This window comes from Roseicella sp. DB1501 (assembly GCF_013112485.1).
Lineage (GTDB): Bacteria > Pseudomonadota > Alphaproteobacteria > Acetobacterales > Acetobacteraceae > Paracraurococcus.
This window is the reverse complement of the sequence record NZ_JABFHG010000001.1, coordinates 63,237-76,977: the sequence shown is the minus strand read 5'-3', so window position 1 is coordinate 76,977 and position 13,741 is coordinate 63,237. Positions and strand designations below refer to the sequence as shown.

Annotated in this window: 12 protein-coding genes and 1 tRNA gene; 5 read left to right on the top strand and 8 right to left on the bottom strand. The window is 71.7% G+C overall.

What is annotated here, in order from left to right; genetic code table 11:
- Positions 1-22: 22 nt before the first annotated feature.
- A complete protein-coding gene (locus HJG45_RS00350) occupies positions 23-1,597 on the bottom strand; it encodes an acyl-CoA synthetase (RefSeq protein ID WP_171610101.1) in 1,575 nt (524 codons plus the stop codon).
- Between the two features lie 255 nt (positions 1,598-1,852).
- On the opposite strand from HJG45_RS00350, the gene rutA reads away from it, so the two are divergent.
- Positions 1,853-2,929, top strand: a complete 1,077-nt coding sequence (gene rutA, locus HJG45_RS00345; protein WP_171610100.1) for a pyrimidine utilization protein A — start codon at positions 1,853-1,855, stop codon at positions 2,927-2,929.
- Between the two features lie 162 nt (positions 2,930-3,091).
- Positions 3,092-3,673, top strand: a complete 582-nt coding sequence (locus tag HJG45_RS00340; RefSeq protein ID WP_217362779.1) for a malonic semialdehyde reductase — start codon at positions 3,092-3,094, stop codon at positions 3,671-3,673.
- Positions 3,674-3,921: 248 nt separating this feature from the next.
- Here the strand turns inward: HJG45_RS00340 and HJG45_RS00335 are convergent, their stop codons facing one another.
- On the bottom strand, positions 3,922-5,376 hold the full coding sequence (locus HJG45_RS00335; RefSeq protein WP_217362778.1) for a DegQ family serine endoprotease: 1,455 nt from the start codon (positions 5,374-5,376) through the stop codon (positions 3,922-3,924).
- Between the two features lie 145 nt (positions 5,377-5,521).
- Between HJG45_RS00335 and HJG45_RS00330 the strand changes: the two genes are divergently transcribed.
- The 3 genes from HJG45_RS00330 to HJG45_RS00320 are packed head-to-tail and all read left to right on the top strand — an operon-like array spanning position 5,522 to position 7,804.
- Positions 5,522-6,199 (top strand): winged helix-turn-helix domain-containing protein, encoded by a 678-nt coding sequence (locus HJG45_RS00330; RefSeq protein WP_171610098.1) that lies wholly within the window; start codon positions 5,522-5,524, stop codon positions 6,197-6,199.
- The gene (locus tag HJG45_RS28510; RefSeq protein ID WP_171610097.1) at positions 6,186-7,595 is read left to right on the top strand and encodes an ATP-binding protein; all 1,410 of its coding nucleotides are present in this window, start codon (positions 6,186-6,188) and stop codon (positions 7,593-7,595) included. The genes HJG45_RS00330 and HJG45_RS28510 overlap by 14 nt, the downstream gene beginning before the upstream one ends.
- Positions 7,592-7,804 carry a hypothetical protein gene (locus HJG45_RS00320; RefSeq protein ID WP_171610096.1) on the top strand — a complete coding sequence of 71 codons (213 nt, stop codon included), beginning with the start codon at positions 7,592-7,594 and terminating at the stop codon, positions 7,802-7,804. Before HJG45_RS28510 ends, HJG45_RS00320 begins: the two co-directional genes overlap by 4 nt.
- Positions 7,805-8,180: 376 nt before the next feature.
- Here HJG45_RS00320 and HJG45_RS00315 read toward each other — a convergent pair.
- The 6 genes from HJG45_RS00315 to HJG45_RS00290 form a co-directional block, all read right to left on the bottom strand.
- Positions 8,181-8,257: transfer RNA gene (locus HJG45_RS00315), tRNA-Pro, on the bottom strand.
- A 52-nt stretch (positions 8,258-8,309) separates the two neighbouring features.
- On the bottom strand, positions 8,310-9,938 hold the full coding sequence (locus HJG45_RS00310) for an acyl-CoA synthetase (RefSeq protein WP_171610095.1): 1,629 nt from the start codon (positions 9,936-9,938) through the stop codon (positions 8,310-8,312).
- 10 nt (positions 9,939-9,948) lie between these two features.
- Positions 9,949-10,770, bottom strand: a complete 822-nt coding sequence (locus HJG45_RS00305; RefSeq protein WP_171610094.1) for an enoyl-CoA hydratase — start codon at positions 10,768-10,770, stop codon at positions 9,949-9,951.
- Between the two features lie 68 nt (positions 10,771-10,838).
- Positions 10,839-12,029: a serine hydrolase gene (locus HJG45_RS00300; RefSeq protein WP_171610093.1), complete on the bottom strand. Its 1,191-nt coding sequence runs from the start codon at positions 12,027-12,029 to the stop codon at positions 10,839-10,841.
- A gap of 105 nt (positions 12,030-12,134) precedes the next feature.
- Positions 12,135-12,533: a Zn-ribbon domain-containing OB-fold protein gene (locus HJG45_RS00295; protein WP_111472110.1), complete on the bottom strand. Its 399-nt coding sequence runs from the start codon at positions 12,531-12,533 to the stop codon at positions 12,135-12,137.
- Positions 12,534-12,538: 5 nt separating this feature from the next.
- Positions 12,539-13,711 carry a thiolase domain-containing protein gene (locus HJG45_RS00290; protein ID WP_171610092.1) on the bottom strand — a complete coding sequence of 391 codons (1,173 nt, stop codon included), beginning with the start codon at positions 13,709-13,711 and terminating at the stop codon, positions 12,539-12,541.
- Between the last annotated feature and the right edge of the window lie 30 nt (positions 13,712-13,741).

Here is a 13,741-nt window from a genome sequence, read left to right as displayed (position 1 = left end):
ACCTCTTGGGACGGGCATGCGGTCAGAAGCCGATGCCCTCCTCGCGCAGCCGGTCCTGCACCAGGCGCTTCGGGATCTTGCCGTAGCCGGATTTCGGCAGTGCTTCCCAGACCACGACGCGGAGCGGCTGCTTGTAGCGGGCGAGCCGCTCGGCGAGATGCGCCAGCACATCCGCCTCGCTTACCGCCTGGCCGGGGCGCGGCACCACGGCGGCGATGCCGCTCTCGCCCCAGCGGGGATGCGGCATGCCGACCACGGCGCATTCTAGCACCGCCGGATGGGTGAGGATCGCCTCCTCCACCTCGCGCGGATAGACGTTGGAGCCGCCCGAGATGTACATGTCGGAGGCGCGGCCGGTGACGTAGAGGAAGCCGCGGGCGTCGAGATGCCCGAGATCGCCGGTGTGGAACCAGCCGCCGCGGAAGGCCTTCTCGTTCGCCTCCGGATTCTCGAAATAGCCGGCGAAGACGGCCGGGCCGCGGACGCAGATCTCGCCCGTCTCGCCGGGCGGCAGCCGCGCCCCCTCGGCATCGAGGATGGCGACATCCATCCCCGTCCGCGCGCTGCCGCAGGAGCCGAGCGGGTAGCGGTCGTCATCCGCCAGGCTGTGCTGGTCCGGCCGCAGCACGGTGATGTTGCCGGTGACCTCGCCGAGCCCGAAATACTGCACGAGGCAGGGGCCGAGCTTCTCCAGCGCCCGCTTCTGGTCGGCGCGGTACATCGGGGCGCCGGCATAGATCACGTGCCGCAGCGAGGAATGGTCGTAGCGGTCAACGGCCGGGTGCTCGACCAGCGCGGTCAGGATGGTGGGCACGGTGAACATGTTGCTCACCCGGTGCTCCTCGACCAGCCGCCAGGCCTCCTCGACATCGAAGCGCTCGGAGGGCAGCAGCACCGTGCGGGCGCCGCGCGCCACCTGGCCGAGCTGGTGGATGCCGGCGCCGTGCGAGAGCGGCGCCAGCACCAGGGAGGCGTCGCGCTCGGTGACGCCCGGGAAGAGGTCGGCCAGGTGGTTGGTGACGACGAAGGCCATCTGCCCATGCGTCAGCACCGCCGCCTTGGGCCGGCCGGTGGTGCCGGAGGTGAAGAAGAACCAGAGGGGGTCCTCGTACCGCACCTCGGCCTCGTGGTCCGGGGGCGGCGGCGCGGCGGTGGCGAGCGCCGCCTCGTACTCCTCCTCGCCGGGCCCGGCATCGCCGACCGCGAGGACGAGCTCGCAATGCCCGGCGCCGCGCACCGCCTCGGCATGCGCCTGGAAGCCGCGGTCCCGCAGCAGGGCGCGGGCGCGCGAGGTCTCGGCGAGATAGCCGACCTCGGCGGGGGTCAGGCGGAAATTGGTCGGCACCCAGACCGCGCCGAGCTTGAAGGCCGCCCACATCATCTCGAACATCGCATTGCCGTTCCGCGCATGCGTCAGGATGCGGTCGCCCTGGCCGATGCCGCGGCTGCGGAGCGCGGCGCAGAGCCGGTCCACGCGGGCATCGAGTTCGGCGAAGCTCCAGCGCTGCTCGCCCCAGGCCAGGGCGACAGCATCGGGACAGCGGCGAGCGGTCTGCGTCAGCAGCCGGCCGAGATTCATGGCGGTGGCAGGGCCCATGCGGCGATTCCTCCGGGCGCCCAGCAAGCAGGAAAAGCCGGCGTCGGGAAGGGGCCCTGGCCTGGGCGGAACCGCCTGGGGCGCCAGCGGCAGGGCGCTCGCGCGGGGGATGTGCGCATTCCCTCGGCAAGCGGCGGTCCAATGCCCGATTTCGATGCGATTCCTGCGGGACATGGCCTGATCCAGGGCGGCTGGCCCCTGGCCGCTCCCGCTGCGCTGCAACATGCTGTGGCCGAACGGCACGGAGCAAGGGCCATGGAACTCGGCGTCTTCCTTCCGATCGGCAACAATGGCTGGCTGATCTCCACCACCTCGCCGCAATACCTGCCGAGCTTCGACCTCAATCGGGAGGTCACGCTCAAGGCCGAGCAGTACGGCTTCGAATTCGCGCTCTCGATGATCAAGCTCCGCGGCTTCGGCGGGCCCTCGGAATACTGGGACCATAACCTCGAGAGCTTCACCCTGATGGCCGGGCTGGCCGCCGTGACGACGCGCATCCGGCTCTTCGCCTCGGTCGCCGTGCTGACCGTGCCGCCAGCGGTGCTCGCCCGGATGGCCGTCACCATCGACAGCATCAGCCATGGCCGGTTCGGGGTGAACATCGTCTCGGGCTGGCAGAAGGCCGAGTATGAGCAGATGGATATCTGGCCCGGCGAGGCGCATTTCGCCCGGCGCTACGAGTACTGCTCGGAATATGTCAGCGTGATGAAGGAGCTCTGGGCAACGGGCCGCTCGGATTTCCAGGGGGAGTTCTTCCGCATGCGGGATTGCCGGGTCAGCCCGCGCCCAATGCGCAAGATCGACATCATCTCGGCCGGGCAGTCGAATCGCGGCATGCAATTCGCCGCCGAGCACGCCGATTACAATTTCATCAGCGCCGGCGGCATCAACGATGTCAGCCAGGTCCGGCCGCACACCGAGCGGCTGCTGGCCGCCAATGCGGCGGCGGGCGGCGCCTGCAAGGCCATGCTGCTGATGATGGTGATTGCCGACGAGACGGATGAGGCGGCGATGGCGAAGTGGCACCACTACGTCGCCGGCACCGACCTGCAGGCGCTGGCCTGGCGCGACTCGCAGGCGGCGGCCGATGTGCGGGCCGAGGCGCACAGCACCGTCGGGCGCATGGTGCGCTCCGACCGGGTGCCGACCAACATGCTGCGCCTGATCGGCTCCTACGAGACGGTGGCGCGCCAGCTCGACGCCCTGGCCGAGACGCCGGGCCTGGCCGGCGTCATGCTGACCTTCGACGACTTCCTGGTGGGGATGGAGCAGTTCGGCACCCGCATCCAGCCGCTGATGCGCTGCCGGCGGCATCTCGCGGCCGTGGCCTGAGCCCGGCCCGCCGGCGCCGCGCCGGCACCCGGTTTGCCGAGCGCCCGGCGGGCTCGCATGATGCCGGGCCCGTGCGATGGCGGCCCTGCCGCCGCTGCGCCACCGGCGCCGGGATCCCCGGCGCCCAGACCAGCCGGTCCCGAGACCGCAATGGAGACGAGCATGATCGACAAGGCCGCGATCGAGACGCTGTTCCTCACGGCGCGCACCCACAATGCCTGGACCTCGCAGCCGGTGACCGAGGCCGAGCTGCGGGAGCTCTACGACATCCTGAAGATGGGCCCGACCTCAGCCAATTCCTCGCCGGCGCGCTTCGTCTTCGTCACCACGCCGGAGGGCAAGGAGAGGCTGAAGCCGGCGCTGTCCTCAGGCAATCTCGAGAAGACCATGGCCGCGCCGGTCACCGCCATCGTCGCCTACGACACCGCCTTCTACGAGAAGCTGCCCTATCTCTTCCCGCATACCGATGCGAGATCCTGGTTCACCAGCAGCGCGACGCTGGCCGAGGAGACGGCCTTCCGCAACGGCACGCTGCAGGGCGCCTATCTGATGCTGGCGGCCCGGGCGGTCGGGCTCGATGTCGGCGCCATGTCGGGCTTCGACAAGGCGAAGGTGGACGAGGTCTTCTTCGCCGGCACGACCTATCGCTCCAACTTCCTCTGCAATCTCGGCCATGGCGATCCGGCCGGCCTGTTCGGCAAGCTGCCGCGCCTGCCCTTCGAGGAAGCCTGCCAGATCGTCTGAAAGCTCCCGGCAAAGCCGCTTCGCGGCCCCTGCATGCGGAAAAGCGCCTATCAAAGCCGTTGCTACCCATTGCCCTGCTGCGGCTTTGCCGCAGCAGGCTGTGACGGTTCTGGGGCAGGAGGGGACTCCACGGGGCCCCCGCAAAGCCGCGAAGCGGTTTTGCGGGGAGTTCGAAGGGCGGCCGGACCGCAAGGTCCGAGCCGCCCCGTGACCCACCGGGCGGGGAGAGGCGTCCCGCCCGGTGGGGTTCAGCCGGCTTTCAGCGGCAGCGCCATGAAGGCCCGCCCGCCGTCGCGCTGGATCTGCAGCGCGATCGCCGCCTTGCCGTCCTTGCGCGCGGCGCCGAGCGCCTCGACGACGTCCCGCGGCCCCTTCACCGTGCGGTCGCCGGCCCGGAGGATGACGTCGCCCGGCTGCAGGCCCCCATTGGCGGCGACGCTGTCAGGCCGAACCTCGGCCACCACCGCGCCCTCGCCACGCTGGTTCGGCGCCAGGGCCAGGCCGAGATTCGGGCGGCCCTGCCCATCCTCGCCCATCGCCCGGGCCTCGCGCGTGTCGGGCGCCTGGCCGAGCGTCACCTTCTGCTCGATCGGCTTGCCGTCCCGCACCAGATGCAGCGTCACCGTGCCGCCCGGCTTCACCGCGGCCACCGCCTCGGCGAGGTCGCGCGGTATGGCCACCTTCCGGTCGCCGACCGCCGTGATCACGTCGCCCGGCTGCACCCCGGCCTTGGCCGCGGGGCCGTCCTTCTCCACGCCGCCGATCAGCGCGCCCTTGCTCTCCTTGATCGAGAGCGCCGAGGCGAGCTCCGGATCGATCTTCTGCATGGAGACGCCGAGCCAGCCGCGCTCGACCCGGCCATTCTGCCGGAGCTGGGCGACGACGCTCTGCGTCAGGTCGGAGGGCACGGCGAAGCCGATGCCGATATTGCCGCCCGAGGGGGAGAAGATCGCGGCGTTGACGCCCACCACCTCGCCGGCGGTGTTGAAGAGCGGGCCGCCGGAATTGCCGGGATTGATCGGCGCATCGGTCTGGATGAAGTCGTCATAGGGACCCGCGCCGATCTGCCGGCCGAGCGCCGAGACGATGCCCGCCGTCGCCGAGCCGCCGAGGCCGAAGGGGTTGCCCATGGCCAGCACCCACTCGCCGACGCGCAGATGGTCGCTGTCGCCGAACTTCACGGTGGGCAGGTTGTCGCCTGCCTCGATCTTCAGCAGGGCGATGTCGGTCTTCGGATCGGTGCCGACCACCTTGGCGGGCAGGTCGCGGCCATCGGCGAGCTCGACCTTCACGCTGTCGGCCTCGCCGACCACATGGTTGTTGGTCACCACATAGCCGCTCGGGTCGATGATGAAGCCGCTGCCCTGGCCCATGGTGCGGTGCGGCCGGGCGCCCTGCATGCGCTGCTGGAAGAAGCGCTCGAAGGGCGTGCCGCGCAGCTCGGGCGGGATGTCGGCCACGCCCTGGACCGGGCTGTGCCCGGTCACCGAGACGCGGACCACGGCCGGGCCGACGCGGGCGGCGAGATCGGCGAAGTCCGGGCCGGCCGGGCGGGGCAGGGCGACGGCGGTGCCAGGCTGCGCCGGCGCCGTCGCGGACTGCGATTCGGCATGCAGCAGCACCGGGGTGAGGGCGGTGGTGCCGAGGGCGACGGCGAGGGCACCGGCGAAGATCATCTTCGTGCGACGGTTCGGGCTGGGCATGCTGTCCTCCGTGGTTGCGGGCCGCCTCACGGGTCTGTCCCCGAGACGGCATGGCGCCATGGAAGCGCAGGAGGCTTGCCGGCATCCTCGACCGAAGCATACCAATCCGTATGGTCGATGACCCTGGAACGAGGCGGGACGGCGCGTGAGGATCCTGGTCGTCGAGGATGACGCGGAGACCGCCGATTACGTGGTGCGCGGCCTCACCGAGGCAGGCCATACGGTCGACCGCGCCGCCGACGGGCGGGAGGGCCTCTTCCTCGCCAGCGATGGCGGCTACGACGTGCTGGTGGTGGACCGCATGCTGCCGAAGCTGGACGGGCTCGGCCTGGTGCGGGCGCTCCGGGCCGCCGGGGTGCGCAGCCCGGTGCTGTTCCTCACCGCCCGCACCGGCGTCGGCGACCGGGTGGAGGGGCTGGAGGCCGGCGCCGACGACTATCTCGGCAAGCCCTTCGCCTTCACCGAGCTGGCGGCGCGGCTGAACGCGCTCGCGCGGCGGCCGCCGCTGAGCGCCGAGGCGACGGTCCTGCGGGTCGGCGACCTGGAGATGGACCTGCTCAAGCGCCTCGTCACCCGCGCCGGCCAGCGCATCGAGCTGCAGCCGCGCGAATTCCGCCTGCTGGAATTCCTGATGCGCCGCGCCGGCCAGGTGGTGACGCGCACCATGCTGCTGGAAGGGGTGTGGGATTTCCACTTCGACCCGAAGACCAGCGTGGTCGAGACGCATATCTCGCGGCTGCGCGCCAAGCTCGACCGCGAGGGGGCGCCGCCGCTGATCCATACGATGCGCGGCGCCGGCTACTGCCTCCGTGCCCCGGACTGACGCCCGGGCGCGGGAGGACCGGCCGCGCTGGTGGGGCAGCACCGCCTTCCGCATCACCCTGCTGCACCTGGTCCTGACGCTCATCGGCACGCTCGCCCTCTCGGGTGTCGCCTGGTGGGCGAGCACCGGCTTCGCGCTGCGCCAGCTCGCGCAGGACGTGGAGCGGGATTCCGGCCTGCTGCAGCAGGCGATCCGCATCGGCGGCCCGCGCTCGGCCGCGATCTCGATCGAGGCGCGGCTCGCCTCCGACCGCAGCGGCACGCAGTACTACCTGCTGGCGGGGCCGGATGGCGCGCGGTTGGCCGGCAACCTCGCCAGCGCGCCGCAGACGCCGGGCTGGCGGCAGCTTCGCCTCTCGGGCGCGGATGCCGGCGCGGGGGCGGAGCTGCTCGCGCTGGGCACCCCCCTGCCGGGCGGCGGCTTCCTCATGGTCGGGCGCGACATCGCGCCGGTGCGCCAGCTCGAGGGCTTCCTGCTCTCCGCCGCCGGCTGGGTCGGCGGCGTGGCGCTGCTGCTCGGCCTTGGCGGCGGGCTGCTGATCGGCCGCGGCGTCACCCGCCGCGCGGCGGCGATGGGCACGGCGCTGGCGCGGGTGGAAGCGGGGGAGATCGACCACCGCCTGCCGGTGCGGCGCGGCGGCGACGAGTTCGACCGGCTGGCCCGGCGCATCAACACCGCGCTCGACCGCGTGCAGGGGCTGATGCAGGCGCTGCGGCAGGTGACCGACGACATCGCGCATGATTTGCGCACGCCGCTCAACCGGCTGCGGCAGCGGCTGGAGGCGGCGCTGCGGACGGCGCAGGGCGAGGCCGACTGGCGGGCGGCGACGGAGGGCGCGATCCTCGATTGCGAGCGGCTGCTCGACATCTTCGCCGCGCTGCTGCGCATCGCCCAGGCCGAGAGCGGCGCGCGCCGCGCCGGCTTCACCCGCTTCGACCTCTCCGCCGTCGCCGAGACCGTCGCCGAGGTGCATGCGCCGGCGGCGGAGGAGCGGGGCCAGAGCCTCGAGACGGCGATCGCCCCAGGGCTCGAGATGCTCGGGGACAGCGATTTGGTAACGCAGATGCTGTCCAATCTCCTCGACAACGCCGTGAAGCACGGGCGCGCAGGCGGGCGGGTCGCGCTGCGCCTGGCGCCGGCGTCCTCGGGCGGCGCGGTGCTCACGGTGGAGGATGACGGGCCGGGCATTCCGGCCGGGGCGCGGGGGGCGGTGCTGCACCGGTTCCACCGGCTGGACGCGGCGCGCGCGACGCCCGGCACCGGGCTCGGCTTGGCGCTGGTCAAGGCGGTGGCGGAACTGCACGGCATCGACCTGCATCTCGGCGAGGCGATGCCCGGGCTGCGGGTGACGCTGGCGATCCCCGGCGTCACGCCAGGGCAGGGGAGCGGGGCATGACGGGGCGGTGGTGGCGTGGCGGCGTGCTGGCCCTTGGGCTGCTCGGCCTGCCGGCGGCGGGATGGGCGCAGGGCTGGCCGTTGCAGACCGGGCCCGGTGGCGATGCCGTGACGCAATCGGCGACGGCGCTGGAGCAGCTGCGACCAGTGGCCGCGACGGCGCTCCCGGAGCCGCTGCCGATGCCCATGCCGGGGGCGGCGCCGGGCTGAGCCGGCTGGACCCCGCCGCCGTTGCCCCAGAGCCCGGAGACGCGACGCAGCCGGGCGGCGGTACCTGGACCATGATCCGCTCACACAGGGTCGCGGATCATGGTCCAGGCCGTTGTTTGATCGCGCGAGTCACGCTTTTCGGGGAGTCCACCTCAAGCGATCACGCTCTAGCGCGCCCGTGCCGGTCAGGGCGGGCAGGATCACGGCCTCACCCACGCCAGGGATCGGCGCGGTCGAAGCCCGGCTGGCCGGGCGCGAGGAATGGTTGCAGGCGATGCAGCGCGAACTCGCCGAGGATCGGTGGCTGGTCGAGGCCTGGCGAGGAGGGGTGCGGCCCAGCTCGCGGTGAGACGATGCCGCTGCGGCGAGGCCGGAATGGTCGGAGCGGCGGGATTTGAACCCACGACCCCCAGTCCCCCAGACTGATGCGCTACCAGGCTGCGCTACGCTCCGACGCCGGGCGGCTTAGCACCGGCGGCGACGTGCCGCCAGCCCCCCCGCTGCATTACGCCTCCTGCGCTTGGCGCCGCAGCACATGCTTCTGGATCTTGCCGGTGGAAGTGCGGGGCAGCTCGGTGAAGACCACCCGCTTCGGCGCCTTGAAGCCGGCCATCAGCCCGCGGCAATGGGCGATCAGCTCCGCCTCGGTCGCGCTGGCATCCGGCCGCAGCTCGACAAAGGCGCAGGGCACCTCGCCCCATTTGTCGTCCGGCAGGGCCACCACGGCGGCCAGCATCACCGCCGGGTGCTTGTAGAGCGCATCCTCCACCTCGATGGAGGAGATGTTCTCGCCGCCCGAGATGATGATGTCCTTGGAGCGGTCCTTGATCTGGATGTAGCCATCCGGGTAGCGCACGGCGAGGTCGCCGGTATGGAACCAGCCGCCGGCGAAGGCCTTCGCGGTGGCCTCCGGGTCCTTGAGGTAGCCCTTCATGACGACATTGCCGCGCATCATGACCTCCCCCATGGTCGCGCCATCGGCCGGGACGGGCTGCAGGCTCTCCGGGTCGAGCACGGCAAGCGCCTCGAGCGCCTGGTAGCGCACGCCCTGGCGCGCCATGAGCTTCGCCTGCTCCGGCGCCGGCAGCGCGTCCCAGGCGGTGTTCCACTCGTTCACCACCGCCGGGCCGTAGCATTCGGTGAGGCCGTAGACATGCAGCACCGCGAAGCCCGCAGCCTGCATGGCGGCCAGCACCGCCTCGGGCGGCGGCGCCCCGGCGGCGACGAACTGCACCTGGTGGCGCAGCACCCGCTTCCCGGCCTCCGGCGTGTCGAGCAGCGTCGCCATCACCACCGGCGCGCCGCACATATGGGTCACGCCATGCTCGGCCATCAGCGCCCACATCGCCGGGCCGCGCACCGCGCGCAGGCAGACATGGGTGCCGGCCACGGCGGTGACGGTCCAGGGGAAGCACCAGCCGTTGCAGTGGAACATCGGCAGGGTCCAGAGATAGACCGGGTGCCGCGCCATGCTGGCCGAGAGCACGTTGCCGGTGGCGAGAAGCTGCGCGCCGCGATGGTGGTAGACCACGCCCTTCGGCTTGCCAGTGGTGCCGGAGGTGTAGTTGAGGGTGATGGCGTCCCATTCGTCGCGCGGCAGGGGCCAGGCGAAGGCGGGATCGCCCTCCGCCAGCAGCGCCTCGTAGTCGAGGCCGCCCATGCTGTTGGCCCGCGCCTCGGGCGTGGCCTCGGGATCGTCTACCTCGATGACCAGGGGCCGCGCCGCGCATTGGGTGAGGGCGAGGCGCAGCAGCGGCACCAGCTCGCGGTCGACGAGGATCGCCTTCGCCTCGCCATGATCGAGGATATAGGCGATCGTCGCGGCGTCGAGCCGGGTGTTCAGCGTGTTCAGCACCGCCCCGGCCATCGGCACGCCGTAATGGCATTCCAGCATCTCGGGGATGTTCGGCAGCAGCGCCGCCACGGTGTCGCTGCGGCCGATCCCGCGCCCGGCGAGGGCCGAGGCCAGGCGCACGCAGCGATCCCGCAACGCGCGGTAACTCCGCCGCAGCGCGCCATGCACCACCGCGCAATGCTCCGGGAAGACCGCGGCGGCCCGCTCGAGGAAGAGCAGCGGCGTCAGCGGCTGGTGGTTCGCGGGGTTGCGGGCGAGCCCGGTCTCGAAATCGGCCATGGGGAGCGTCCTACCGATGCCGCCATTCCGGCGCGCGCTTGCCGAGGAAGGCGCCGATCCCCTCGGCGGCATCCCCGGCGAGGAGGTTCTCTACCATGATCGTACCGGCCTCGGCATAGGCCTCGGCCAGCGGCAGGGCGGCCTGGCGGTTGAAGCCGCGCTTGCCGAGGCGGAGCGCGACGGCGGAGCGGGCGGCGATGCGGCGGGCGAGGCCGAGGGCCGCCGGCAGGGCCTCGCCGCGCGGCACGACGCGGTTGACCAGCCCCATGCGATGCGCCTCGGCCGCCGGGATCATCTCGCCGAGCAGCAGCATCTCCATCGCCGCCTTGCGCGGCACGGCGCGGGCGAGGGCGACGCCGGGGGTGGTGCAGAACAGGCCGATATCGACGCCGGGGGTGCAGAATTTGGCGCTCTCGGCGGCGACGACGAGGTCGCAGCTCGCGGCGAGCTGGCAGCCGGCGGCGGTGGCGACGCCCTCGACGGCGGCGATCGCCGGTTGCGGCAGGCCGACCACCGCCTGCATCACCCGGTTGCAGGCCGCCATGGTGTCCTCGAAGAAGGCGCGGCCGGCATCGGCATCCCCGCGATGCGCGGTGATCTCCTTGAGGTCGTGCCCGGCCGAGAAGGCAGGTCCTTCGGCGGTGATGACGAGGCAGCGGATGCGCTCATCCGCGGCGATGCCGTCGAGCGCCTCCTGCAACGCCGCGAGCATGGCGCGGGAGAGGCTGTTGCGAACCGCCGGGCGGTTGAGGGTGAGCAGGGCGACCGGCCCCTGATCCTCGCGCAGCACCATGGCCTCGTTGGCTGCCGTTGCGGCGTGGTGGCTCGACATCCGCCTTCTCCCTTCCTCGTCGATGCAGAGGTAAGGCGGCCGGGCGCCGGCAGGCAATGGCGGCCGGTTCAGGCCGGAGCCGGGCCGTGCTGCCGGTAGAGCGCCTCGGCCAGCGCCTTCAGCGCCGCGTCCGCCCGCTCGCCGCCGATATTCGTCGCCATGACCATGGCGAAGTCGAGCCGCGGCTGCAGCATGACGAGCGCGAGGTTGAGGGTGTTGGAGCCGGCATGCTGCAGGAAGGGCTCGCGGGACCAGGGCTGGGCGAGCCGCCCCCAGCCGAGCGCGTAGCCGCCCGTCGCCGGCGTCCCGGGCGCCGCATCCGGCCGCGGCGGCAGGTCGATGACCGGCCGGTGCAGGCGCCGCACCGTCTCCGGCGTGACCAGGGCCGGGCCGCGGCGGCCCTCGGCGGCGTGCCAGGCCGCCCAGGCGGCGAAATCGAGGATCGAGAGATGCACCGTCCCGGCCGGGCCGATGATCAGCGGGTTGTCGCCATTGGGCCCGGCCAGCATCGGCTCGGGCGCCGCCTCCTGCCGCCAGCGATGGCCGAGCGGCGCATCGACCCGGCCGAGCCGCGCCGCCGGGCCGAAGCCGGCCGTGGCGAGGCCGAGGGGGTCGAAGATCCGCTCGGCGACCAGCTCCTCCCAGCTCCGGCCGGTCGCGCGTTCGGCGATGGCGCCGGCCATGACATAGCCGAGATTGGAATAGGCGAAGCGGCTGCCGGGCGGGGCGGCGAGGGGCTGCCGGCCCCAGGTCTGCACCAGCCAGTACCGCAGCGAATCGAGATTGCCCGACTGCAGATAGGACTGCCCGAGCAGGCGCTCGAAGACCTCGTTGTCGGAGGGCAGGCCGCTGGTATGCGAGAGAAGCTGGGTCAGCGTCACCCCGGCGAGGCCGGGATCCATGCCGGCGGCGAGGTCGGGCAGGCCTTCGCCCAAGGTGGTGTCCCAGCGCAGCCGGCCCTGCTCGACGAGCATGGCCAGCAGCAGCGAGGTCATCGCCTTGGTGTCCGAGCCGATATGGAAGGCGTCATCCAGGCGGACCGGCGCCTCGCGGCCCCAGCAGCGGGTGCCAACCGCGCCGGCGCCGAGCAGCTTGCCCTCCCGCACCAGGGCGGCGACGAGGGCAGGCAGCCGGTATTCCGCCAGCATCGGCGCGAGGAGCGGATCGAGGCTCGCCGCGCCCTCCGGCAGCGCGATGGCTGGCCCGGCCGCGGCGAGGGTGAGGGCGCTGGCCCGTCCCAGCAGGTGTCGGCGGCGCATGGCGAGGGTCCTTCCGCGGCTGCGGCGATGGTGCCGCGGCCGGGGCCGCCATGGCCAGCGGAAGGAGGATGGCCGGCGGCCCGGGGCGCGGGCCGCCGGCCCGGGTCAGGCAGGGGTGAACATCGTCGCCGGCGGCGAGTCGCCCTGGGTCGGCTTGAAGACCACCTTCACCTTCTGGCCGATCTTCAGGCTGTCGAGGTCGCAATCGACGATGTTGGTGAAGACGCGCACGCCCTCATCCAGCTCGACATAGGCGACGCAATAGGGCTCCTTCGTCCGCATCACCGTATAGGTGTAGATGGTGCCGGTGCCCTTGGCCTCCACCAGCTCGACATTGTTCGAGAGGGTGAAGGGGGAGCAGCCGCGCGGATACCAGAAATGCTTGTTGGTATCCTTGCAGAGCCCGATCAGCAGCCGGCCTTCGCGCGCGGCGTCGAAATAGGGCTTGTTGGTCGGATCCACCTGGATGGCGGGAAGCTGGCGGTTGGAAGCGGGCGTCGCCATGGTGATCACTCCCTCTCCAGGATGACGGTCGCGCTGCCATGGCGGGTGCCGAGCAGCCCGCCCGTGCCATGCGCCAGGGCCAGGGTGCAGCCGGGCACCTGCACCTTCGGATGCGCCTCGCCGCGGAGCTGGCGCACCGCCTCGATCACCTTGGTCATGCCGCCGCGATTGGCCGGGTGGTTGTTGCAGAGCCCGCCGCCATCGGTGTTGAAGGGCAGCTTGCCGGTGCCGGAGATGAGGTTGCCGTCGGCGACGAACTTGCCGCCTTGGCCCTTCTCGCAGAAGCCGAGATCCTCGAGCTGGATCAGCACCGTGATGGTGAAGCTGTCATAGATCGAGGCGTACTGGATGTCCGCAGGCCGGACGCCGGCCTCCTCGAAGGCGCGGGGGCCGGAGAAGCGGGCGCCGGAATAGGTCAGGTCGGTATAGCCGGCATTCTGGTTCTTGGTCGCCTCGCCATGGCCCTTCACCTTGACCAGCGGGCGCTTCAGGCTCTTCGCGATCTCCGGCCGGGTGATGATGAGGGCGCCGCCGCCATCGGAGATGACGCAGCAATCCAGCCGGTGCAGCGGGTCGGAGATCATGGGCGAGTTCACCACGTCCTCGACCGTCACCACCTTGCGGAGCATGGCGTGCTCGTTCCACTGGGCGTGATGGCTGGCCGCCACCTTGATCCAGGCGAGCTGCTCGGAGGTGGTGCCGAACTCGTACATGTGCCGCATGGCGCAGAGCGCATAGGCATTGGCGACGGTGCGGCCATAGGGGATCTCGAAGGGATCGTCGGGGACGTTGACGCCCCAGCTCCGCGGCGCCGTACCGGTCGCCATCGCCTCGGCCCGCGGCCGGCCGGCCAGGGTGACGAGGGCGACATTGCACTGGCCGAGCGCGATCGCCTCCAGCGCATGGCCGACATGCAGCACGTAGGAGGAGCCGCCGACATCGGTGCTGTCGAGATGCCGCAGCTTCGTCAGGCCGAGATAGTCGGCCATGTTGAGCGGGCCGAGGCCGGGCGCCGCGCCAGTGCAGAAATAGCCGTCGACATCGTCCTTGGTCAGCCCGGCATCCTGCAGGGCGCCATAGGCGACCTCGGCATGCAGCTGCGCCACCGACTTATCGTCGGCCTTGCGCGTCGGGTGCTCATAGGCCCCGGCGATATAGGCCTTGCCACTGATGCTCATGGGCGCCGCGGCCCTCCCTTTGCTTCGCTA